The sequence below is a fragment of the Psychrosphaera aquimarina genome (assembly GCF_032461525.1).
GTDB lineage: Bacteria > Pseudomonadota > Gammaproteobacteria > Enterobacterales > Alteromonadaceae > Psychrosphaera > Psychrosphaera aquimarina.
The window spans coordinates 311434-332856 of record NZ_JAWCUA010000003.1 but is presented as its reverse complement, the minus strand read 5'-3'; the positions used below and the strand labels follow the sequence as shown (position 1 = coordinate 332856).

Sequence of the window (21423 nt, the reverse complement as noted above, 5' to 3'; positions counted from 1 at the left end):
AATACCTTTTAGGTATCTAAACTAACGGTTGGAACAAAGATGAAAATAGGCGCAGATTTAATTATAGATACCCTTTATAAACAAGGGGTTACTGAGGTGTTTGGCTATCCAGGTGGAACCATAATGCCAGTCTATGATGCCCTATTCCGCAGCTACGAACGTAATGTCCCTATCAAACACTATTTATGTCGCCACGAACAAGGTGCCGGATTTGCTGCCGTTGGTTTTGCTCGCTCAACTGGAAAGACTGGAGTATGTATTGCTACATCAGGTCCTGGGGCAACAAATTTAATCACAGCCCTAGCAGATGCTAAATTAGACTCAGTGCCAGTAGTTGCTATTACAGGTCAAGTTCCTCGTCCATTAATGGGCACAAATGCATTTCAAGAATTAGACGTTTTTGGGTTGTCGTTAGCAAGTTGTAAACACAGCTTCCAAGTCATGGATCAGTCAGAATTAGAAGACACCATTAATCAAGCATTTCGTATTGCAAACGAAGGCCGTCCAGGTCCAGTATTAATCGATATCCCTAAAGATGTGCAAATGAATAATGTGATCAAACAGATCGCCGTTAATTTGCCAGAACCGCAAGCTGCAGCAACCGCACAAGATCAATTTGAAACCGCTAAGTCGTTAATCTTGAATGCAAAAAAACCAATGTTTTATATAGGCGGTGGGGTTGATATGGCTGCCGTATCAAAACATTTAAATGCATTGTTATCACATACTCAATTACCTGCAGTGACAACATTAAAAGGCATTGGTGCTATCTCATCGACCTATCCACATTTTATGGGAATGTTGGGCATGCACGGTAATGGCGCTGCAAATTTAGCGGTGCAGGAATGTGATTTACTGATTGCCTTAGGCGCGCGTTTTGATGATCGGGTAACCGGTAAACTATCTAGCTTTGCTGCCAAAGCAAAAGTTCTACATATCGATGTTGATAATTCAGAGTTAAATAAATTACGCCAGGTTGAATTAGCAATAACTTGTGGTTTAGAGACTGCATTACCAGCTATTGAACATCAGTTTTCATTATTAGATGCCAAAGACAAACAGCAATGGCAAGGGTGGCGTGATGAATGTGCTCAATTAAAGCAGCAACATCAATGGGATTATAACTGCCCAGCTCAAGGAATATATGCCCCAGCCTTGTTAAATGAATTATCGAATATCATGCCAAGTTCTACGGTGATCACCTGCGATGTTGGACAACACCAAATGTGGGTTGCACAACATATGAAGTTTGATGATTGTAAAAATCATTTAAGTTCAGGTGGGGCTGGCACCATGGGATTTGGGTTACCGGTTGCTATCGGAGCAAAAGTCGCACGCCCCAATGATCAAGTGATTGCGGTTTGTGGAGATGGCTCAATCATGATGAATATTCAAGAGTTGGGCACGATTAAACGTTTTAATTTAGGTGTAAAAATCCTATTAGTGGATAACGCTAAATTAGGCATGGTTAAACAGTGGCAAGAGTTATTCTTTGATCATCGTTTAAGCGAAACGGATTTATCAGACAACCCTGATTTTGTTCAATTAGCGTCTGCCTTTAATATTCCAGGTAAAACAATCTCTAAACCAAGTGAAGTATCACAGGCGTTAAAAGACTTTATTGAATTTGACGGAGCTTATATTTTACACGTTAAAATTGATGCACAAGATAATGTATGGCCGCTAGTACCACCAGGTGCGGCAAATCAAGATATGATCGACAATCAACCAACTTCAGACATCGTGGGCTAGGAGCTAATTATGACCAACAACAATCACAATGAAACACCAATAGCCCATCTATCTCTGATATGTACGGCAAATCCAATATTATTAGAACGTTTATTACAGACCGTTCGATATCGAGGGTTTCAAGTGTTAAATATGAGTTCTAATAACTTAGAAAGTGGCGACGCTGAAGTTAACTTTTTAGTAAAAGGTCAAGCAAAGCTGACAACCTTAAAGAAAAGTTTAGAAACCATAATTGACGTGCAGCAGTGCTATTTGACCGACGATAAGGCAAAATTGGCGACTTTATTAGAAATGGGGTTTTCCAGTATGATTAACCCCTTCATAGGTAACACAGCCCAACAACAAGCAGTTGGTTAGGCTCGTAGAGGAAAATATAGAATGGCACTTCCATCATCAGCAGAGAAAATTTGGTTTAACGGTAAATTAATTCCTTTTGCAGACGCAAAAGTTCATGTGCTTAGCCATGCAATCCATTACGGATCTTCAGTATTTGAAGGCGTGCGAGCTTATGACACTCCAGATAAAGGAACGTGTATTTTTCGTTTAGACGATCACACTCGTCGTTTATTTGATTCTGCTAAAATTTACCGTATGACAATCCCGTATACACATGAGCAACTAAACCAAGCTCAAAAAGACGTGGTTGTAGAGAACGGTTTTAAATCAGCATACTTACGTCCAGCTGCATTTTATGGCGAGATTGGTTTAGGTCTTGCGGTTCCATTTAACACTGAAACCGATGTTATGGTTGCAGCGATGGAGTGGGGTGCATACTTGGGCGAAGAAGCGCTAGAAAAAGGCGTTGACGCTGGAGTTTCTAGCTGGAATCGTTTAGCGGCTAATACAATGCCAACGGGCGCTAAAGCAGGTGGTAACTACTTATCATCACAACTAATTTCGATGGAAGCACGTCGCCACGGTTACGGTGAAGGTATCGCATTAGATATTCATGGTTATGTATCAGAAGGCGCAGGCGAAAATTTATTCGTTATTCGCGACGGAGTGGTAACAACAACACCTATCACAGCCGCTATATTGCCTGGCTTAACGCGTGACACCATTATCAAGTTATTAAAAGATATGGGTTACACAGTACAAGAACAAAACATCCCACGTGAATCATTATACTTAGCAGATGAAGTATTAATGTGTGGTACTGCTGCTGAAGTTACACCAGTGCGCAGCGTAGACGGTATACCAGTAGGTTCAGGTACACGTGGACCTATTACTAAACAAGTTCAAGATGCATTCTTTGGCTTGTTTAACGGAACAACAGAAGACAAGCATAACTGGTTAACGCCAGTAAAATAACTCCAGATTCGTCACTGGTTATTTGTATCCTGATTAATCAGGGATAAAGCTTCTGTTGTTCTTTGTAACGTTTTTACATACAAAGAGTTCAGAGGCTTTTTTTATGCCTCTAGAAAATAGATTAATAACGATTTTAAAAGATTAAGAAAGGAAAGTTTAGGATGCCAAAGTTACGTTCAGCAACGTCTACACAAGGTCGAAATATGGCAGGAGCACGTGCTTTATGGCGTGCAACAGGAATGACAGACGGAGATTTTGGTAAACCTATCATTGCCGTTGTTAACTCATTTACTCAATTTGTTCCAGGTCATGTACATTTAAAAGACATGGGACAGTTAGTGGCTGGCGCCATTGAAGAAGCAGGTGGTGTCGCTAAAGAGTTTAATACTATCGCGGTCGATGATGGCATCGCTATGGGTCACAGCGGTATGCTTTATAGCTTACCTTCTCGTGACTTAATTGCGGATTCAGTTGAATACATGGTTAATGCGCATTGTGCTGATGCCATGGTATGTATTTCTAACTGTGACAAGATTACTCCGGGTATGTTAATGGCCGCAATGCGGTTAAACATACCGGTCATTTTTGTTTCTGGTGGCCCAATGGAAGCGGGTAAAACCAAACTTTCTGATCAGATAATTAAATTGGATTTAGTCGATGCCATGATCCAAGGCGCGGACCCTAAAGTATCTAACGAACAATCTGACCAAGTAGAACGTTCTGCCTGCCCGACCTGTGGTTCATGTTCAGGTATGTTCACGGCAAACTCAATGAACTGTTTAGCCGAAGCGTTAGGTTTAGCTTTACCGGGTAACGGTTCTATGTTGGCAACCCATGCTGACCGTGAACAACTATTCTTAAAAGCCGGCAAACAAATTGTTGAATTAACTAAACGTTATTACCAGGACAATGATGAATCTGCACTGCCGCGCAATATTGCGAATAAAGATTCGTTTTCAAATGCTATGTGTTTAGATATTGCTATGGGTGGCTCAACCAATACTATCCTGCATTTGTTGGCAACCGCCCAAGAAGCTGAAATAGATTACACCATGGAAGACATGGATAAATTATCTCGCATCGTGCCACAGTTATGCAAAGTTGCGCCATCAACACCTAAATATCATATGGAAGATGTACATCGTGCCGGTGGTGTTATTGCTATCTTAGGCGAACTTTCGCGTGCTGGGTTATTAAAAACATATGTACCAAACGTGTTAGGTACGACACTAGCTGACGTGATTGCCAAATACGATATCAAGGTCACTGATGATGAAGAAGTGAAAAAATTCTACCGTGCTGGCCCTGCAGGCATTCGCACCACCAAAGCGTTTAGCCAAGATTGTCGTTGGGACACATTAGACGACGACCGTGAGAATGGCTGTATTCGTAGCCTTGAAAATGCATTCTCTACTGAAGGTGGTTTAGCAGTACTTTCAGGTAATATTGCCGTTGACGGCTGTGTCGTAAAAACCGCTGGGGTATCAGACGACAACTTAGTATTTACCGGACCTGCTCATATTTTTGAAAGCCAAGATGCTGCGGTTGCTGGCATATTAGATGGAAAAGTAGTTGCAGGTGAAGTGGTGGTTATTCGTTATGAAGGTCCTAAAGGCGGCCCAGGTATGCAAGAAATGTTGTACCCAACTACCTACTTAAAATCAATGGGTTTAGGGAAAGCATGTGCCTTATTAACTGACGGTCGATTCTCTGGTGGTACATCTGGTTTATCTATCGGACATGTATCTCCAGAAGCTGCAAGCGGAGGTACTATCGCACTGGTTGAACAAGGGGATATTATCCATATCGACATCCCTACTCGTGAAATTACTTTGCAAGTTAGTGATGAAGCGTTAGCGGAACGTCGTGCAAAAATGGAAGCAAAAGGAAAAGATGCATGGAAACCTGCGGATCGTGTACGTCCAATTAGTTATGCACTTAAAAACTACGCTATGTTAGCAACCAGCGCAGATAAAGGCGCGGTACGTAACAGAGAGTTATTAGATAACTTCATACATTAATTAGTGGTAAATAACCCATATCATCAAGGGTTATTTACCCTAAAAATTGTGAAATCCACATCAATATAAATATAAGCAAAAGAGAATTACTATGTCACCAACCGACCAACTGAATAAACTGAAAATAGCGCAAGGATTTGTTCACGATATTTTGTTGGCTCCTATTTATGACATTGCCGTTCAAACCAGTGTTGATAGATTAAAAAGTTTGTCCACTAGATTACAAAACGACGTTTTTGTAAAACGTGAAGACGAACAGCCAGTCCATTCATTTAAACTGCGTGGTGCATATAACAAGCTCGCAAATCTAACAAAATCACAATTAAATTGTGGCGTCGTAGCCGCTTCAGCAGGTAATCATGCCCAAGGTTTAGCCCTTTCTGCAAAGACATTGGGCGTAAACGCGACGATAGTGATGCCAGAAACCACACCCGACATAAAAGTCAATGCGGTACGGGGTCATGGCGCAAATGTAGTTTTGGTGGGTAAAAGTTTTGATGAAGCAAATACCTTTGCTCTTAATTTAGCCGCTGAAAAATCCATGAGTTATATCCACCCGTTTGATGATCATCATGTCATTGCAGGGCAAGGCACAGTAGCCAAAGAGTTATTACAACAAGTTCGCGATTTAGATGTTGTTTTCATTCCGGTTGGTGGTGGTGGTTTGCTTGCAGGTATGGCGGTGTATATCAAACAACTTAAACCTGAAATCAAAGTAATCGGTGTTGAACCAGAAGGTGCCGCTTGTTTAAAAGCCGCATTAGAAGCTGGAGAGCCTGTTGATTTAGGCCAGGTCGATATATTTGCCGACGGCGTTGCCGTTAAACGCATAGGAGAAAAGACCTTTGAGTTGGCAAAACAGTATTGTGATGACGTTGTCACTGTCAATTCTGATGAAATTTGTGCGGCTATAAAAGACTTATTTGATGATGTGCGTGCGGTTGCGGAACCCGCAGGTGCTTTAAGCCTTGCAGGGCTAAAAAAATACGTAAATGAAAATGGTATTACTGGCCAACGTCTGTCTTGTGTCCTGTCTGGCGCTAATCTTAACTTTGATAAATTAAGATATGTAGCAGAAAGAACCGAACTCGGTGAGAAAAAAGAGGCCGTTATCGCGGTGACTATTCCAGAACGACAGGGTGCCTTTATTGAATTTTGTGATGTTATCGGCGGTAAAGCTATCACTGAATTTAACTACCGTTTTCAAGATAAAAGCAAAGCTCAAATATTTGTTGGTGTTAAATTAACCAACGGTCAAAAAGAGCTTGAACAATTAATAACTCAACTAACTCAAGCCGATTATCAAGTGGTGAATTTAACTGATAATGAGTTAGCTAAATTGCATGTCCGTCATATGGTGGGTGGTAAACCAATTGAAGCCGTAAACGAACGAATATTTAGTTTTGAATTTCCAGAATACCCGGGCGCACTGTCTAAATTTTTAAATACGTTAGGCAAAAATTGGAATATTACGTTATTCCATTATCGTAATCATGGTGCGGCCTTTGGTCAGGTATTGGCAGCGTTTGAAACAACCAACGATGAAGATGAAAACTTACGTCAGCATCTAGACGAACTAGGGTTTACTTGGAAAGACGAAACAGAAAATCCAAGTTTTAAATTATTCTTAAAAAGCAGTTAACTCACCGTCATTGGTTCTTAATATCGGCTATTTCTTGATAAATGGTCGATTTACTTTTCCTCGCCATCCCTTTAAATTTACCGTAATCTATTCAACGCCTTAGTCACATAAATTGTCTTTTTGAGAATAGATATCCATGTTAAAAAAAATAACAAACATTTTGCTGTCGTGCATATTGATCTTAATTGCCATCATTTTAGTAAGAACCATAACTTATGATGCACCTGAACCAATCATCAGTATAAATAAAGAAAACCCTGAACTTGATATTGATCCCATGTCTTTGGCTAACAATCTATCAGCAGCCATACAGTTCAAAACTATTTCAAAAGAAGATCAGGCTCAAATTGATAAAAAAGCATTTAATCATTTTGTAGATTGGGTGAGAAGTACTTACCCACTTGTTCATAAAAAGCTGCAATTAATAAAAATCAATCAACATACCTTAGTGTTTTATTGGCGCGGTTTACAACCTGAAAAACCCGCTATTTTATTGTCCGCTCATTATGATGTGGTTCCGGTAAACCCTGGTACAGAACAAGACTGGCAACATGCTCCATTTGATGGCGTGATTGACCAAGAATATATATGGGGTCGTGGAGCAATGGATGATAAAGGTTCAGCTATTGCCATGCTTGAAGCAATAAATGCATTAGCAAATAAAGACTTTAAACCGCAAGGTGATATCTATGTAGCATTAACTCACGACGAAGAGATCGGAAGTCAATTTGGCGCACAGGCAGTTGCTAATTGGCTTGCCAAAAAGAAAGTGGATATCGCATGGTCTCTTGATGAAGGTTCCGCCGTTATTGATGGCATTGTGCCGGGCATAACAAAACAAATAGCCATGATAAACGTGGCTGAAAAAGGCTATTTGAATTTAGAGTTAGTCGCGAACGCTGAAGGAGGTCATAGCTCAATGCCGCCAAAAGATACAGCAGTAAGCATTCTGGCCGATGGTATTGTTAAGCTACGAGATAACCCGGTCGCAGGTGGTTTAACAGGTGTTAGTGAGATTATGTACGACAAGTTAGGCCGACATATGTCGTTGGGTTACCGAATTTTGTTTGCCAACACTTGGTTATTTAAACCTATTATTGAGAAAGTCATGGGTAACATTCCAAGTGGTAACGCTATGTTAAGAACCACCACTGCCCCAACTATGTTAACCGGTAGTATTAAATCCAATGTCCTACCTATCAGTGCCACCGCAATAGTTAATTTCAGATTGCACCCAAGAGACACCATTGACGATGTTATAAATCATGTAAAAAGGGTAATTAATGATGAACGAATTGAAGTCAATACAGTCACAGCACAGTCGGCTTCAACAATTGCCACTATGGACAGTTCTGGTTTTAATATTATTGCCGAGCAGGCATCAGCCGCTTATGGTGACGTAATCGTTACTCCAGGCATCACCATAGCAGCAACAGATAGTCGTTTTTATTCTGAGATCACGCAAAGTTATCGCTTTAGTCCTATGATTTTAAACAAACAAGACTTAGCTCGTATGCACGGCACTAATGAACGTATTAGTATCGACAATATGGTTAAAGCGGTACGTTTTTATGCTGGCATTATGCGACAACAGTAAATCAAAATGTGTGTTCTACAATTTTAGTTTGAATGGAGTTTATAAAGTTTATGTTTAACTACAATTTACAGATAGCTATGGCGCTTATCGTGACATTTGTATTAGCGGCGTGCACTAGCAAAGAGTTATACAGTGAAGTGCAAAATAATAGAAAAGCGCACTGCCGTACTTTACCCCCACAAGATATTGAGGACTGCTTAAATAATCTTAACGATAAAACTTATGATGAATACGAAAAACTGAGACAAGAATTAATTAAAAACCGCAAATAAATTTGCGAATCTTTCACTTAATTGTGGTAACTGAAAATATATGTCTCGGTCAAATTACGTGACATAAAATTGATTTTTTAAAGGAATTAAGAAACTTTATGTTTAAGACCAATTCATACCTAATTTTAACGCTAACCGTTACTTTCTTATTAGCTGCATGCAATAGCGTATCAGACAGTGAAAGAGAGGCTATTTGTCGTACTGTGCAACCTGAAGAAATTTTGTCTTGTTTAAATAATCCCAAAAGAAAAATTTATAAGGATATTGAGAGAGAGCGAAAAGAACGACAAGACACTATTTTAAATAGCTAAGTACCTTACATAACCCAAAAATGGGGGTTACTAATCCCCCTAATAATTGTAAAAACAAGTTAGAAATAACGTCTATCAGACAAAAATAAGATAAAGGATTTTATCACCTTGCTATATTAGTAAAAACTAATATATAATAACTACATTATTTCATTCACGTTAGTCTATTATTTGGCCATAGCGCTTAAATAATCACAGAACAAACAGAGTATTTATTATGAAAATGAGTCACTTAATCACATTAACTAGCACTTTATTGTGTTTTATATTTTCCGTACAAGCGAGTGAGAGTGTTGCGGTTAAGCGCATTCAACTTGATACTAAGGTTGTACTGAACGGACATGTTGAAGCTATTAGTGAATCGACAGTTTCTGCCCAAGTAAATGCCAAAGTAAAAAAAATACATGTCGACGTGGATGACCAAGTTGCCATCGGCAAAGTTCTCATTGAACTTGATAATTCCGAATTAAAAGCTCAGTTAGCTAAAGCTAATGCATCACTAAAAGTAGCACAAGCCAATGCGAACCAAGCCAACTCTGAATACAATCGATTAAAAGAATTAACGTCCAATAGCTTTGTCAGTGAAAACGACATGACTAAAGCCAGCAGTGCGCTGGAAGTGGCTAAGGCCAATATTAGTTTAGCCAAGGCGCAAATAGCAGAAGTTAAACAACAGCTTACGTATACTAAGGTGATTGCACCATACTCTGGTGTTGTAACAGCTCGTCATATTGAAGTGGGGGAAACCGCTAAGTTTGGACAAGCTATGTTGTCAGGTTTTGCCGTTAATCAAAATAGATTGATCGTTCACGTACCTAATTCTCTGGTTTCTGATATCGATGCAAACAAATCATTATTAGCCCAAACTAGCCAAGGAAATTGGACGGAATTAACCAACTTAACCATAGCGCCAAACTTAGATAAAGATACTCACACGTTATTAGTTCGCGCCAATATCAACAAAGATAGCTTTAATCAACGCCCAGGTAGTTTTATCAAAGTTGCTGTAAAAACCGACCCTCGTTCAGCCTTAGTTGTACCAATCAGTTCTGTGTTTAACCAAGGTGACCTTTCTGCTGTGATTGTAAAACTAGGTGAGCACCATGTATTACGTCAGGTCGTTTTAGGTGACAGTGATGACCAAAATATTGAAGTATTGTCAGGATTAACTGAAAAAGATTCCGTCGTTCGTTTTGGTGCTAAATTCCTAGCATCTCAAACTAAGTAGTTGAGGTGATCACTATGGGAATTTCAGGCCGTATCGCGAGACTATCGCAAAATAATCCAATTACCCCTTTGTTTGCAATCATGATTGTGATTTTGGGGTTAATCGCCATTTTAATTACCCCTAAAGAAGAAGATCCACAAATTAACGTCACTATGGTAGACGTATTTATCTCGGCACCTGGTTTAAGTAGTGGTGAGGTTGAGCAACAAGTTTCCATTAAAGCTGAAAATGCCATGTCCCAAATGGCAGGCGTAGAACATGTTTATAGTGTATCTATGCAAGGTCAATCAGTGGTCACTGTGCAATTTAAAGTGGGAATTAAACGTCAAGAGGCCTTAGTCAAAACTTGGAATCAAGTCATGACCGAGTTGCATTGGCCACAGCAGTATGGTGTCGGTCAAACCGCAGTAAGAGCACGGGGTATTAACGATGTCCCCATTGTCAGCCTCACCTTTTGGAGTGACGATGTTACAGTTAGCCAATCACAATTAGGCCAAGTTGCTACTTCAGTTAGCCAAGTATTACAGCGTGTAGAAGGTAGTCGTAACATTGAAGTAACAGGTTATGCTGAGCACGCAGTGAATGTAAAAATTGATCCCGTGAAAGCCGCTGCCTTTGGTGTAGATATACGTGCCGTTTTAGGTGCGATGCAGCAGTTTGGTGGTCATTCCCCTGAGTTACCAGTACAAAGTGGCAATAAAGATGTGATCGTTGCGATTGGTCAGTTCTTAACAAATGAGCAAGACGTAAAAGACCTAGTGATCTCAGCGCAAATAGACTCTCAGGGTTCTAAGTTAGTTTATTTACGTGATATTGCGGATGTGAGTTTATCGAGTATTAAACCAACGAGTTATGTTCAAATGGGATTTGGTAAAGGCTCGGATCAAAACACCAAATTACACTCAGCTGTGACATTAAGTGTTGCTAAACAGGAAGGCCGAAACGCCATTGATGTGGCTAATGCCGTATTAGACACAGCACAAACGCTGAAAGGCAAAGTGATCCCAGATAATATTCAATACAGCGTTACTCGCAACAGTGGATTAACCGCACAACAAAAAGCCAACAAGTTAATTCAAAAGTTATTATTCGCCACTATGGCTGTGGTTGTTTTAGTTTTGTTTGCTTTGGGTAAACGTGCTGCCATTATTGTTGGCTTAGCGGTTGGTTTAACGTTACTGATAACTTTGTTTTCTTCATGGGCTTGGGGTTTTACCTTAAATAGAATTTCTTTATTCGCCCTTATATTTTCAATCGGTATTTTGGTTGATGATGCCATTGTTGTGGTGGAGAACATTCATCGACGTCAACAGTCGCACCCAGATGAATCATTAACCACGTTAATACCAAAAGCCGTTGATGAAGTGGGTGGTTCAACCATATTAGCCACTTTTACGGTTATCGCAGCCTTATTACCTATGGCGTTTGTTTCTGGCTTAATGGGCCCTTACATGAGCCCAATTCCAGTCAATGCCAGTACCGGTATGCTGTTATCGCTGATCATTGCATTCACCATTACCCCTTGGTTAGCAGTACGTTTATTAAAACATCACAACACAAAACAAGATGCTAATGAAAAACCGGCTCCATCCCATGATGAATCAGATGATGTTATTGGCAAATTTGCAGGAAAGGTTCTAAGCAAATTTATTACCTCTAAAAATGCTTTAGCAAATCAGTGGAAGTTATTTGGTGTGATTGTGTCATTAATGGTGGCCGTTATGGTATTGCCTACTTCCGGTTTAGTGTTATTAAAAATGCTGCCGTTTGATAACAAGGCGACCATGGAAATTGCCGTTGATATGCCCGAAGGCACCACTGTAGAAACCACCTTAGCTGCATTGCAAGAGCTCTCTTCTGTGTTAGCTGAACAAGAGTATGTTGTTGACTATCAGCTGTATGCGGGTACGTATGCGCCTATAACCTTTAATGGTTTGGTACGTCAGTATTATATGCGTGAAATGTCTCATCAAGGTGAGATCACATTACGTATAGTAGAAAATAATGAGCGCAGCTCTCTTGGTGAAAATATGGGCAGCCACGATATAGCCAAACAAATTCGTAATTTGTTATTACCTGTTGCCAATAAGTTAAATGCCAATTTTAAAATGGTAGAAGAACCTTCAGGCCCTCCTACGTTGGCGCCAATAGTAGCGGAGGTGTATGGGCCAGACCAAGCCAGTCGTGAAAATACCGCAAAACAATTATTGCACGCCTTTAATAACACTAACGAAGTTGTCGATACTGACACTTCTATTGCAGCTCAACAGCTAAAATGGAAAGTGGTAATTGATGAATCCCGTGCTCAACAACTAGGCATAGTCAAAGCAGACGCACAAAATATGTTATATCAGTTGTTGTCAGAGCAGCCTGTTGGCTATTTACACGACCGTTTAGGTAATACTCCAACGCCTATCATAGTGTCTGCCAACAGCCCTTATAAAGCCGATGTAAACGCTTGGTTAAATACTAAGATGGCTAATGTTAATGGCAAATTAATCCCGTTAAGTGAATTCACTCAAGTGATTAAAGCTGTACAAGATCAGCCTATTTATCACAAAGATTTACGTCCGGTTATTTATGTTGTAGCCGATATGGCGGGTGATACAGACAGTCCGTTATATGGCATGTTTGAAGCCGGTGGCACTTTTTCAGAACAAAACCCTGATACAGATATCTTTTACACTCAAGCGCCAGATACGCCTTACACCAATGCAATAAAATGGGATGGCGAGTGGCAAATAACCTACGAAACATTCCGTGATATGGGTATCGCTTATGGGGTTGGTTTGTTACTGATTTACTTATTAATTGTCGGCCAGTTTAAAAACTATCGTTTACCATTAATTATCATGGCGCCAATTCCATTAACTATTATCGGCATTTTCCCTGGTCATTGGTTATTGGATGCTAAATTTACGGCTCCTTCTATGATAGGCATGATAGCACTGGCAGGTATTATCGTCCGGAACTCAATTTTGTTAGTCGACTTTATTGAGCAGCAATTAGCCCAAGGTGTGGACTTAAAAGATGCCGTCGTAGCGTCTGCTCAAATGCGTGCAAGACCTATAATATTGACCGCGTTAGCTGCCATGATAGGCGCGTTGTTTATCTTGTCAGATCCAATATTTAAGGGATTAGCCGTCTCATTAATCTTTGGTATGGCGGTATCGTCAGCACTGACCTTGTTTGTTATTCCTATTGCTTATTACAGAAGTAAAAAAGACAAAATTTAGTAAGGTCACACATAACTGCGGCCACTTGATATATCCATTTAGCCCCTCACCTCATTAGTATAAATATAATAGGTGGTGTAAATGGATTTATTGAGTGGTGCTAAAATTGAGAGTTTTTTTAGCTATTTTTTATTAGTGTGTTTTGCTGTTTTTGTCGTGCAAATTTTGTATTGGTTGGTGCTCTGGAGCAAAAAAATGTCAAAAGGGGCTTTGATATTTTTGACTATCTTTCCTGTAATTTCGATTTTTCCAATACCACATCAAGAAATCAAAAAAATTGAAAACATTAAACAGGAACACATTAAGAAAAAAGATGAAAATGGGGAACCTCTTGACGATGAATGATCACCAGTGTGCATTTAACTTCTATAACCCACTGGATTCTTACACCACATTTACTCATTGCTGAATTCAACTGAAATACAGAACGAAGTACACCAACTATTTAATAAAGTAACCAATAGCACGCCATTGTCCGTCAGTTTTAGTTAAGGTGAGTGTTTCAATAGCGTCTTTTTTAAATTCAAAATCTGTTTTAAATTGCAGTACCACGTACTCACCAGGTAAAGATGTAAATGCTTTTTCTCCTAATGCCACTCTAGATTTAACATCGCCTAAAGGTGCTCGTACATTATTCAGCGCAACTTCCTATTTACCTATCGTTAGCTGTGATTGGAATATTTTATCTGCCAATTGCCAGCTTTCTGCATAGTCGCCATTATCGATAAGACTTAACCAATGCATTGATGCTTCTGGAGCCTTAACTTGCTTGGCATTTACGACTAATGCCGTAAACAGCGTAACAATACATAAAAATGTTCTCATTTGAATTCCTTGATATTTAACAATCGAACTCTTTACTACGGCTAATTAACTTCATGACCTTGAAATTATAAAGCTTGTCGCGCAAGCCTGACAAATACAAGATTTGTTTTTTTCAGCATCTGGGACTTGTTGTAATAACTCAGGTGGGAATTGTAATTTAGGGTTTTGACACCAACAGGTTTGTTTCGTTTCTGGGTCGCAAACTAGAGAGTCGCTCACCAGATTGCCACAAGCATTGTCTTTAGCGCATAAAGGGCATAATTGTGGGTTAGCTTTTTGTACTGATTGACTCACACATGCCTCTTTAAACGCTAATTTATCTAATTGTTAACTGATGTTTACCTATTAAAGTAAAGCTAATATGGTTTCAGCATCACTTACTTCAAACTTTTTAGGCTCTTCAACGTTAAGTACTTGCAACATACCATCATCAACGACCATAGCGTAACGACGTGAACGAGTACCACCAAAAATGCCGGTTTCAGCTTCTAAGCCGATTGCTTTAGTGAAGTCTGCGCCACCATCGGCTAGCATGATAATATTTTCTGCGTTTTGACTTTTGCCCCAAGCATCCATAACAAAAGCGTCGTTTACTGATAAACAAATAACAGTATCTATTCCTTTAGCTATGAACTTATCATAATTTACCACATAACCAGGAAGGTGAGTGTTTGAACAAGTTGGTGTAAATGCACCAGGGACTGCAAACATAACCACTTTTTTACCAGCAAATAATTCTTCAGTTGTTGCGGTGATCATTTCACCCTCTGCAAAATACTGAAACTCGACACTTGGTAGCTTACTGTTTACATCTATCATCTAACATCCTATATTTTCTTATTATTTTTATATTCTTCGTTGAATAACAGCCAATTTATACCATGGCTGCGTTAACATATACATCAAATCTATTCTTTTTGGTTTTAATTTGCGTGCTTGGCTGCTGTGCATTTAAGAATGGTGCGTAGTCTGGACGTTTCACTACAACTCTCTTTTTAGCCAAGGTTATTGCACTTGGCAGTAACTCATCTGCATCATCATCTGTCCCAACAAACGTCTGAAACAGCGCCATGTCTTTTTTTACCGCCGCCGATTTTACTCTATGTGGAAACATAGGATCTAGATACACCACATCTACGTCTTGTTTATTCGATATAGCTTGCGTTAATGCTTGTTGTGCAGGGGCATGAATCAGACTCATACGCTCCTCAAACCAAGGTAAATGAGTTGATGTTTTCGCACGCCGAAAACCATCAACCAATAATGCATAGATAGGTTGTTGGCGTTCAACTAATGTAACTTCACAGCCTAAGGAAGCCAATACAAACGCATCTTTACCCATACCGGCAGTAGCATCAAAGACCTTTAACGAGGACTTTGACAAATCTACTTTATTTAACCCTACCGCTTTAGCGATAGCTTGGTTTTTACCACCACCGAATTTTTGTCTATGAGCATTTGCCCCCTCAGCAAAGTCGACAAATATTTTGGTTTTACTGTCTCGGGTTAAAAACAGTTTGTCGTCGTCAAAAGCGATATGTAATGACTCATCATTCGGGGCCTTGTTCGCCATAATCCAACCAAACTGTTCAGCTAGGTCGATTATTTCCAACGGCGCGGTACGCCAATTAACAAATTGTAAGGTGTTTGATTGATCAGCTGCCATCAGTGACTACGCCTACAAAATTATCTCCCACAGAAAACGACAATACCCGGCTTAATGTTTGATAAGAATAACCTGTTTGTTGCTGCCAAATATCAAAACATTGTTGCATGGTTTGTTGGCTTTTTTTACTGCTTACGCCACCATCAATATGTTTGTAAGCTCTGAAATAAGCTTCATCCGACCTAATCACATCTTGAAAAATATAAAAACCGTTAGTAACCTTATTTATAAAGGCTTTGGACCTAGTAACAAAAAAGAACCGTAATCTAATCAAATAACCCATCTAAAATCCTTTAATTTATAACAATATGTTACTCACAAAATGACTTTCTGTCTCACTTTTCGTAATCTAATATTCTTTCTGCAAAAGAGTTCCGCTCTTCAAGCAGTGAGTCATACATTGAATATAACTCTTGTATGTGAGCCATTAAGGTTGCTATGGTTTTGTCAGCTTGTTTATCCTTGGCTAAAGAGAGCTTTCGGGCAAGAGTTTCATTATGTTTAATCAACTTTTCGGTTTTATTATTCTTTTTTTCAATTAATATTTGTATTTTTTGTTCTTTCTTAATTCTAATAATATCATCCCTAATATCAGGATGATTGTTAGATATATGAGAGTGACTTATGCCAACTTCGCCAGCAACTTTTGAGATGCTGATAGGAATGTTACTTTCTTCAAATTTTTTTACACAGGTTAATAATTTTTCTCGGGTATTCATTACAGTCCTTTTATGATTGTTTCTTTAGAGCTGGTGTAAGCTTATCAATTATCTTATTGGCAGCGTTTAAATTATCCTTTAAGCCTGTAAAGTACGCTTGGTATTTGGATGAATCCGGTAGTTCGTTAATTCGCTCTATTTTATTCTCGCAACTTTTTTTAATAGCTTCCCAATATGGTAAATGCTTTGGTGTCACGTAATACGTATCACAATATAAACAATGCGAAGGGTCAGATGCATTCTTTATTTTACATTCAACACCTTTAGTACAATAGCCATGCGGTAACCCTCTAATTATCGTGCCATGTTTGGTTGAAAAATCTATTAATTCTTGTGTGTTGTTGAAATGTGGTTGTTGGGCTGTTGTGTATATTACTTGTGATTGATTCGAATTTATTTTTGCAAGAAACTTAGAAAGTTTATCTCCTCCACCTCCAGTAACTTCGTTTCGTTTGGCAGATTCAACAATATTTTCAATAGCCTGGCTGTTTGTTAACGTTTCAAAGTATTCAATAACAGACCTAAGTTCATTTAAAGATTCAAATCCTCTTTCTGAATATATCAACGACATCATATTTTTTAGATGTTTGAACTGATATTTAATATCATCAAGATCCCCTAAGCGATTAGCAATAATGAACCATGCAAAAGTATGACGAAATTGATGTGCTGTAAAATTAAAGGTATCCCCTACTTTATATTTTAATCCTCGTTTACCACTTGTTTGCGAAACTGATTGATAATTACATCCCATTTTTTCTAATTGTTCAATATCACTGGCTGTTACCTTAAATGAATGTCTTATCAAAGATGCAAAGCTGCCTTTATCGTGGAGTGAATACGATGTAACAAAGCGAACAGTCCCTTTATTGTGAGAAATACCCAGCAAACGATTGCGTTTTAATCCATACCTGTATTCACGTATTTGGGAGTCAGATAAAATATGGCTTTGGTGTTCAAGAAGTAATATTGCTCTTTCTTTATAAACTTCATTAACTTTACTTAACAGATCTATAGCTTCAAAAACGACTTCATTGGCGATCCAGTCAAGCTCAAGAACCCCTTCAGTGGTTTTTGATAAAAGGCTCCTGATGGTGTAAATTTTTTCACCCGATTCCATTTTACTTGAGTGGCAGTTGTTTTTGAGTTCAAATACCTCATTGAAGCGCATTCCAGTGAATGCTAAAATTAACGTATAAACATGAAGGTTTAAATCCTTAATTAGTGCAGTTACTATGGTCAAATCACTTTTTAACTTTCCCTTTACAGATAATATAATATGCTTTGAGTTATTTATTCCAGATCCTTCTATACGTTCATTTGCTTTTTTGTGAGTATCAATAATACTATTAATATTGGCTTTAACTGAGTTTAAATACTCAGTTGATGCTTGAATCAATGACTTCATCACAAGTGTTGGAATAATTGAATGTTTCAATCTATGTTGGTTTTCATGTTTTCTTATTTTATTAATAGTTAATTCATCAAGTAATAAAGAGAAAGGTTGCTCTTCAACTAGTCCATAAATATGCAGTAGTTTTAAGGAATCACGAGCGGCCTTTATTAAAGAAGTAAAAATATCAGCGGCTAATCCTCCTTCTTCCTTCGGTACATACATAAAATCAATTAGAAGATTCCGAAGTTTCAATTCAGGTAATTCGTCCATATCTCGAAACGAACTGTAATTTCTAACTTGCAAGAAAATACAAAATCGCTTGAGTATATTGACTCTGGACATAACTGATTTCCATTCTAAAGGAGATCCACCTACGACCATTCCCAAATGTAGTGAAGCAACCATTATTGCTTTTATTTCATAGTCAAATATGATTGAACCTGTATTAATCAAAACCCCTTTTTCTTTTAGAGAATACTTAAAACGGACACCACCAAATATTGTTTTTTGCCCATCAAAAGTTTCGGATTCCCATACAATTAGATGAGATAGGGTTTGAATTTCATTAGTAGAAAGCCGTTTTATTTTAATAGTGTTATTAACATCCGTGATACAGTTAACTATCGTATTTAATTCAGACATCATAACTCTCCTATACTTAGTGGCATAGAAGGGAATGCAAACTCCCAGTCAGGATGTATTCCATGCTGTTTTATTAACGCATATCCTTCACATACCGCTTTGTTATCTCTTTCTTTTAGGCTCGAAATGATCTCATCAACCCTTTGTTTAAGTATGTTAATACTTGATATTTGGTTATTAGTGTCATGGAAATCTACAACCGATAATTCCATATTTAGTAAAATATAATTTTTGTAACTTAATAGCTTCCAAACATGCTCTGAATCTACTACCACTCTATAGTATTTACACCAGATACAACTTAGAAAATCTGCGCATAGATTTAGTACATTGGTATCATTATCTTGGTGCAATTTACGATGTTCTTTATTGTAACGTACAGCTTCTTCGCTTCCCTCTTTAGATGCACAAACACCAGCGGGTATGATTTGAGTGTGTTCGGTTGAGTTATCTGTGATAATTTGAATAACAGAGCTTATGTCTTTTCCAGTAAAATAATCAGACATAACTTTGGTCGCTTGATTGAGAGTGTAACGAGACTGATTTGGGTCTATCCTTAAATAGTTTGACTCAAACGTCTCAAACGAGTGATTGGCTATATTGATATAACTAGATATGTTCTTCTGTACTTTACGATAAATATAATTTAGACCTCCTTTACGAATTTTTCGTGCAATAAAGTTAACGTTACACCCTACAGCGTTCAATATTGCGGATAGCCTTTTTAGGTGGCTGTACTCAAGTTTGATCACAGTTTCTTTGCTGGGTATTATGAAAACATAGTTACTGTGCTCTTTAGTCTGCGTTCGTAAATGACTTGTTAGTTCGTCACGAACGATTAACAAATCCGTAATAGCACTCTTGTAGGCATCGGCTTGTAACTCGTTTTTTTCAAAGATATAAGTGTCATTTCGATATCCAGCCCTTGCCTTTTGAAGCACAACTGCAAACTCGGATTTATTGGTGATCGGTGATTCAATCTGGACAATATCCTCGCATTCTAATTTAAGTAATGGGCTGATATTCCAGCCTGTTTTTAATATCACTTTTCCAAAAAGCAACAAAATTCGTACGTTGAGAGAAGTACTATCGTCACTTAATAATTTTTCTATATGAAAAGCTAGTTCTCTACATTCATTTTCTGAATAGAAGTCTTGTGAATTTAATCGTTCCTGATACTTAACAGCTTTAGAGTTATTGATAGGGTATATCTCGTAGTATGGAATATTTAACTCATGCAAGAACCATATAAAACTAGAGCGATAGGTAATGGCGGTAGAACGATTGAATGAGCCATTTAATACGCTTGCCTGTAACTGAGCTAATAAATGCTTTTGAATTAATCCATCTTTAATACCAAAACTTTTTAATCCATGCTTTCTCAATATTTCGAGGTGTGGTTCACTAAAAGAATCTTTGTACTTAACTAGCAAAGACTTAATCTGCTGATAGTTATGGTAAACACTAATCATCGAATAGACTTTAAGATCGATGTCGTTTATAAGTTCCTCAAGTAAATTTTTAAAATCATCAAACAACAACTCTGAGATGTTCTTGATTATTGAGAAGTCGGATAAAGGGTCTCTATTTTCACTAACACTCGGAAATGAAAGCAAATTATCATGCAAAGTAACAATTTCAGGTGTTTCTTTGGGATAAATATATAGACATATTCGGTGAATGCTTAAAATTACCCACCTAGGAACATCTTGATCGTTATATAACTGCTTAAGATTATTATTACAGATTAAAACTCTTACACCATTTTTGAGGAATTCTTGGTATAAGTCATCCGTAAGCTTAGTTTGTAATATACCTATTGCCCTAGTGAACTCGGAGAATCGATCTCGGATTGACCCCCGTGATAGGTGGGTATCAACTGAATGTCCAATAACCTTTGAAAAATTATTTAGCTCTTCAAATAAAGTAGTTGAAGTATTATGTAATGTGGTTAAATCAAGTTTATTGTCACCTTTGTAGACTATGGTTTTTTTCCCAAAGGTTTTGCTATCAAAATTAGCGAAAGCAATACTGTCTATGTGCTTGAGGAAAATTTCAAAATGTTTGCCTGTATACATTTTTGATTTTAATACTTCCTGTAAAATATGTTCATCATAAACAAATGTCCTTAATCCCACCTCAGCGAGCAGCTTACGATATTTTTCAATTTGTATAAGTTCATTAAGGATAGCGTGGGTACTAGCTTTTATACGTTTTATCTCCCTTTGAGTTTTCCCACTATCTTCTAAATATCGTATGAACATCTGATATTGATTCATCAATAAATATGATGCTTTATATAGTTTAAGTGTATTAATAAATATGCCTTTGACTTTTATTGTACTGGGAGATACTAAGTCAGAATCATTGTGAAATAAGCGAGCTAAAAGGAGAAATGAGTTATTTAATATTGTGAGGAACCTCTTCTCCTCACTATGATTGTAGGTATTAAAGAAAGCGCTCTCAATATTTAACCACACAATTTCATTTTCTAGCGCGGATAAGCCATTTTTCAGTAACGCTTTCTTTGTGTGTTTATCCAACTCGATTAGTAAATTTTCAAATTGAGTAGTAATAGCACGAATACCTTTTGAGATAGTACTCTCCTGATAATTCCACTTACATTGATTATTCAAAAATGTTTGATAACAAGTATTTATATCATTAGCTAATGGCTTACTATGCTTAATTATCCCATCTAGCCTGATGTTGAGGTTTGAATCTCTAAATTTTAACAACATATAATATTTCCTACCTAGTACATTAATACACCATCACAATAGTGCTTATTTTTCATATTGCAAG

Annotated in this window: 19 protein-coding genes; 10 read left to right on the top strand and 9 right to left on the bottom strand. The window is 38.0% G+C overall.

Annotation, left to right across the window (positions count from 1 at the left end):
- Positions 1-39: 39 nt before the first annotated feature.
- From ilvG to RT723_RS04665, 10 genes are all read left to right on the top strand, one after another.
- Positions 40-1752 (top strand): acetolactate synthase 2 catalytic subunit, encoded by a 1713-nt coding sequence (ilvG, locus tag RT723_RS04710; protein WP_315946062.1) that lies wholly within the window; start codon positions 40-42, stop codon positions 1750-1752.
- 9 nt (positions 1753-1761) lie between these two features.
- A complete protein-coding gene (locus RT723_RS04705) occupies positions 1762-2109 on the top strand; it encodes an ACT domain-containing protein (RefSeq protein WP_216055341.1) in 348 nt (115 codons plus the stop codon).
- Between the two features lie 21 nt (positions 2110-2130).
- Positions 2131-3063 (top strand): branched-chain amino acid transaminase, encoded by a 933-nt coding sequence (locus RT723_RS04700; protein ID WP_315946061.1) that lies wholly within the window; start codon positions 2131-2133, stop codon positions 3061-3063.
- A 161-nt stretch (positions 3064-3224) separates the two neighbouring features.
- Entirely contained in the window at positions 3225-5084 is a 1860-nt protein-coding gene (gene ilvD / locus RT723_RS04695) for a dihydroxy-acid dehydratase (protein ID WP_315946060.1), read from the top strand.
- Between the two features lie 91 nt (positions 5085-5175).
- Positions 5176-6726: a threonine ammonia-lyase, biosynthetic gene (gene ilvA, locus RT723_RS04690; protein ID WP_216055344.1), complete on the top strand. Its 1551-nt coding sequence runs from the start codon at positions 5176-5178 to the stop codon at positions 6724-6726.
- Positions 6727-6862: 136 nt separating this feature from the next.
- On the top strand, positions 6863-8323 hold the full coding sequence (locus RT723_RS04685) for a M20 family peptidase (RefSeq protein WP_315946059.1): 1461 nt from the start codon (positions 6863-6865) through the stop codon (positions 8321-8323).
- Between the two features lie 50 nt (positions 8324-8373).
- Entirely contained in the window at positions 8374-8595 is a 222-nt protein-coding gene (locus RT723_RS04680; protein ID WP_315946058.1) for a hypothetical protein, read from the top strand.
- A 528-nt stretch (positions 8596-9123) separates the two neighbouring features.
- Positions 9124-10134: an efflux RND transporter periplasmic adaptor subunit gene (locus RT723_RS04675; RefSeq protein WP_315946057.1), complete on the top strand. Its 1011-nt coding sequence runs from the start codon at positions 9124-9126 to the stop codon at positions 10132-10134.
- Positions 10135-10148: 14 nt separating this feature from the next.
- A complete protein-coding gene (locus RT723_RS04670; protein WP_315946056.1) occupies positions 10149-13370 on the top strand; it encodes an efflux RND transporter permease subunit in 3222 nt (1073 codons plus the stop codon).
- 81 nt (positions 13371-13451) lie between these two features.
- Positions 13452-13715, top strand: a complete 264-nt coding sequence (locus RT723_RS04665; protein WP_315946055.1) for a hypothetical protein — start codon at positions 13452-13454, stop codon at positions 13713-13715.
- A 96-nt stretch (positions 13716-13811) separates the two neighbouring features.
- Here the strand turns inward: RT723_RS04665 and RT723_RS04660 are convergent, their stop codons facing one another.
- From RT723_RS04660 to RT723_RS04620, 9 genes are all read right to left on the bottom strand, one after another.
- Positions 13812-14009 (bottom strand): DUF4019 domain-containing protein, encoded by a 198-nt coding sequence (locus RT723_RS04660; protein WP_315946306.1) that lies wholly within the window; start codon positions 14007-14009, stop codon positions 13812-13814.
- A gap of 9 nt (positions 14010-14018) precedes the next feature.
- Positions 14019-14195, bottom strand: coding sequence for a hypothetical protein (locus RT723_RS04655; protein ID WP_315946054.1), 177 nt, complete (start codon positions 14193-14195; stop codon positions 14019-14021).
- Positions 14196-14246: 51 nt separating this feature from the next.
- The gene (locus RT723_RS04650; RefSeq protein WP_315946053.1) at positions 14247-14489 is read right to left on the bottom strand and encodes a cysteine-rich CWC family protein; all 243 of its coding nucleotides are present in this window, start codon (positions 14487-14489) and stop codon (positions 14247-14249) included.
- Positions 14490-14540: 51 nt separating this feature from the next.
- Positions 14541-15014 carry a peroxiredoxin gene (locus RT723_RS04645; protein WP_315946052.1) on the bottom strand — a complete coding sequence of 158 codons (474 nt, stop codon included), beginning with the start codon at positions 15012-15014 and terminating at the stop codon, positions 14541-14543.
- A 55-nt stretch (positions 15015-15069) separates the two neighbouring features.
- The gene (locus tag RT723_RS04640) at positions 15070-15768 is read right to left on the bottom strand and encodes a class I SAM-dependent methyltransferase (protein WP_428983601.1); all 699 of its coding nucleotides are present in this window, start codon (positions 15766-15768) and stop codon (positions 15070-15072) included.
- Between the two features lie 82 nt (positions 15769-15850).
- Positions 15851-16144, bottom strand: a complete 294-nt coding sequence (locus tag RT723_RS04635; RefSeq protein ID WP_315946050.1) for a hypothetical protein — start codon at positions 16142-16144, stop codon at positions 15851-15853.
- A 52-nt stretch (positions 16145-16196) separates the two neighbouring features.
- On the bottom strand, positions 16197-16580 hold the full coding sequence (locus RT723_RS04630; RefSeq protein ID WP_315946049.1) for a hypothetical protein: 384 nt from the start codon (positions 16578-16580) through the stop codon (positions 16197-16199).
- A 10-nt stretch (positions 16581-16590) separates the two neighbouring features.
- Positions 16591-18621 (bottom strand): integrase, encoded by a 2031-nt coding sequence (locus tag RT723_RS04625; protein WP_315946048.1) that lies wholly within the window; start codon positions 18619-18621, stop codon positions 16591-16593.
- The gene (locus tag RT723_RS04620) at positions 18618-21359 is read right to left on the bottom strand and encodes a hypothetical protein (protein WP_315946047.1); all 2742 of its coding nucleotides are present in this window, start codon (positions 21357-21359) and stop codon (positions 18618-18620) included. The genes RT723_RS04625 and RT723_RS04620 overlap by 4 nt, the downstream gene beginning before the upstream one ends.
- Positions 21360-21423 lie beyond the last annotated feature (64 nt).

Bases quoted from the DNA above. Each gene is read 5' to 3' on its own strand.
- RT723_RS04675 (WP_315946057.1), top strand. From the start codon at position 9,124: ATGAAAATGAGTCACTTAATCACATTAACTAGCACTTTATTGTGTTTT.
- ilvA (WP_216055344.1), top strand. From the start codon at position 5,176: ATGTCACCAACCGACCAACTGAATAAACTGAAAATAGCGCAAGGATTT.
- RT723_RS04655 (WP_315946054.1), bottom strand. From the start codon at position 14,195: ATGAGAACATTTTTATGTATTGTTACGCTGTTTACGGCATTAGTCGTA.
- RT723_RS04700 (WP_315946061.1), top strand. From the start codon at position 2,131: ATGGCACTTCCATCATCAGCAGAGAAAATTTGGTTTAACGGTAAATTA.
- RT723_RS04630 (WP_315946049.1), bottom strand. From the start codon at position 16,580: ATGAATACCCGAGAAAAATTATTAACCTGTGTAAAAAAATTTGAAGAA.
- ilvD (WP_315946060.1), top strand. From the start codon at position 3,225: ATGCCAAAGTTACGTTCAGCAACGTCTACACAAGGTCGAAATATGGCA.
- RT723_RS04680 (WP_315946058.1), top strand. From the start codon at position 8,374: ATGTTTAACTACAATTTACAGATAGCTATGGCGCTTATCGTGACATTT.
- RT723_RS04625 (WP_315946048.1), bottom strand. From the start codon at position 18,621: ATGATGTCTGAATTAAATACGATAGTTAACTGTATCACGGATGTTAAT.
- RT723_RS04645 (WP_315946052.1), bottom strand. From the start codon at position 15,014: ATGATAGATGTAAACAGTAAGCTACCAAGTGTCGAGTTTCAGTATTTT.
- RT723_RS04670 (WP_315946056.1), top strand. From the start codon at position 10,149: ATGGGAATTTCAGGCCGTATCGCGAGACTATCGCAAAATAATCCAATT.
- RT723_RS04705 (WP_216055341.1), top strand. From the start codon at position 1,762: ATGACCAACAACAATCACAATGAAACACCAATAGCCCATCTATCTCTG.
- RT723_RS04620 (WP_315946047.1), bottom strand. From the start codon at position 21,359: ATGTTGTTAAAATTTAGAGATTCAAACCTCAACATCAGGCTAGATGGG.
- RT723_RS04640 (WP_428983601.1), bottom strand. From the start codon at position 15,768: ATGGCGAACAAGGCCCCGAATGATGAGTCATTACATATCGCTTTTGAC.
- RT723_RS04685 (WP_315946059.1), top strand. From the start codon at position 6,863: ATGTTAAAAAAAATAACAAACATTTTGCTGTCGTGCATATTGATCTTA.
- RT723_RS04635 (WP_315946050.1), bottom strand. From the start codon at position 16,144: ATGGGTTATTTGATTAGATTACGGTTCTTTTTTGTTACTAGGTCCAAA.
- ilvG (WP_315946062.1), top strand. From the start codon at position 40: ATGAAAATAGGCGCAGATTTAATTATAGATACCCTTTATAAACAAGGG.
- RT723_RS04665 (WP_315946055.1), top strand. From the start codon at position 13,452: ATGGATTTATTGAGTGGTGCTAAAATTGAGAGTTTTTTTAGCTATTTT.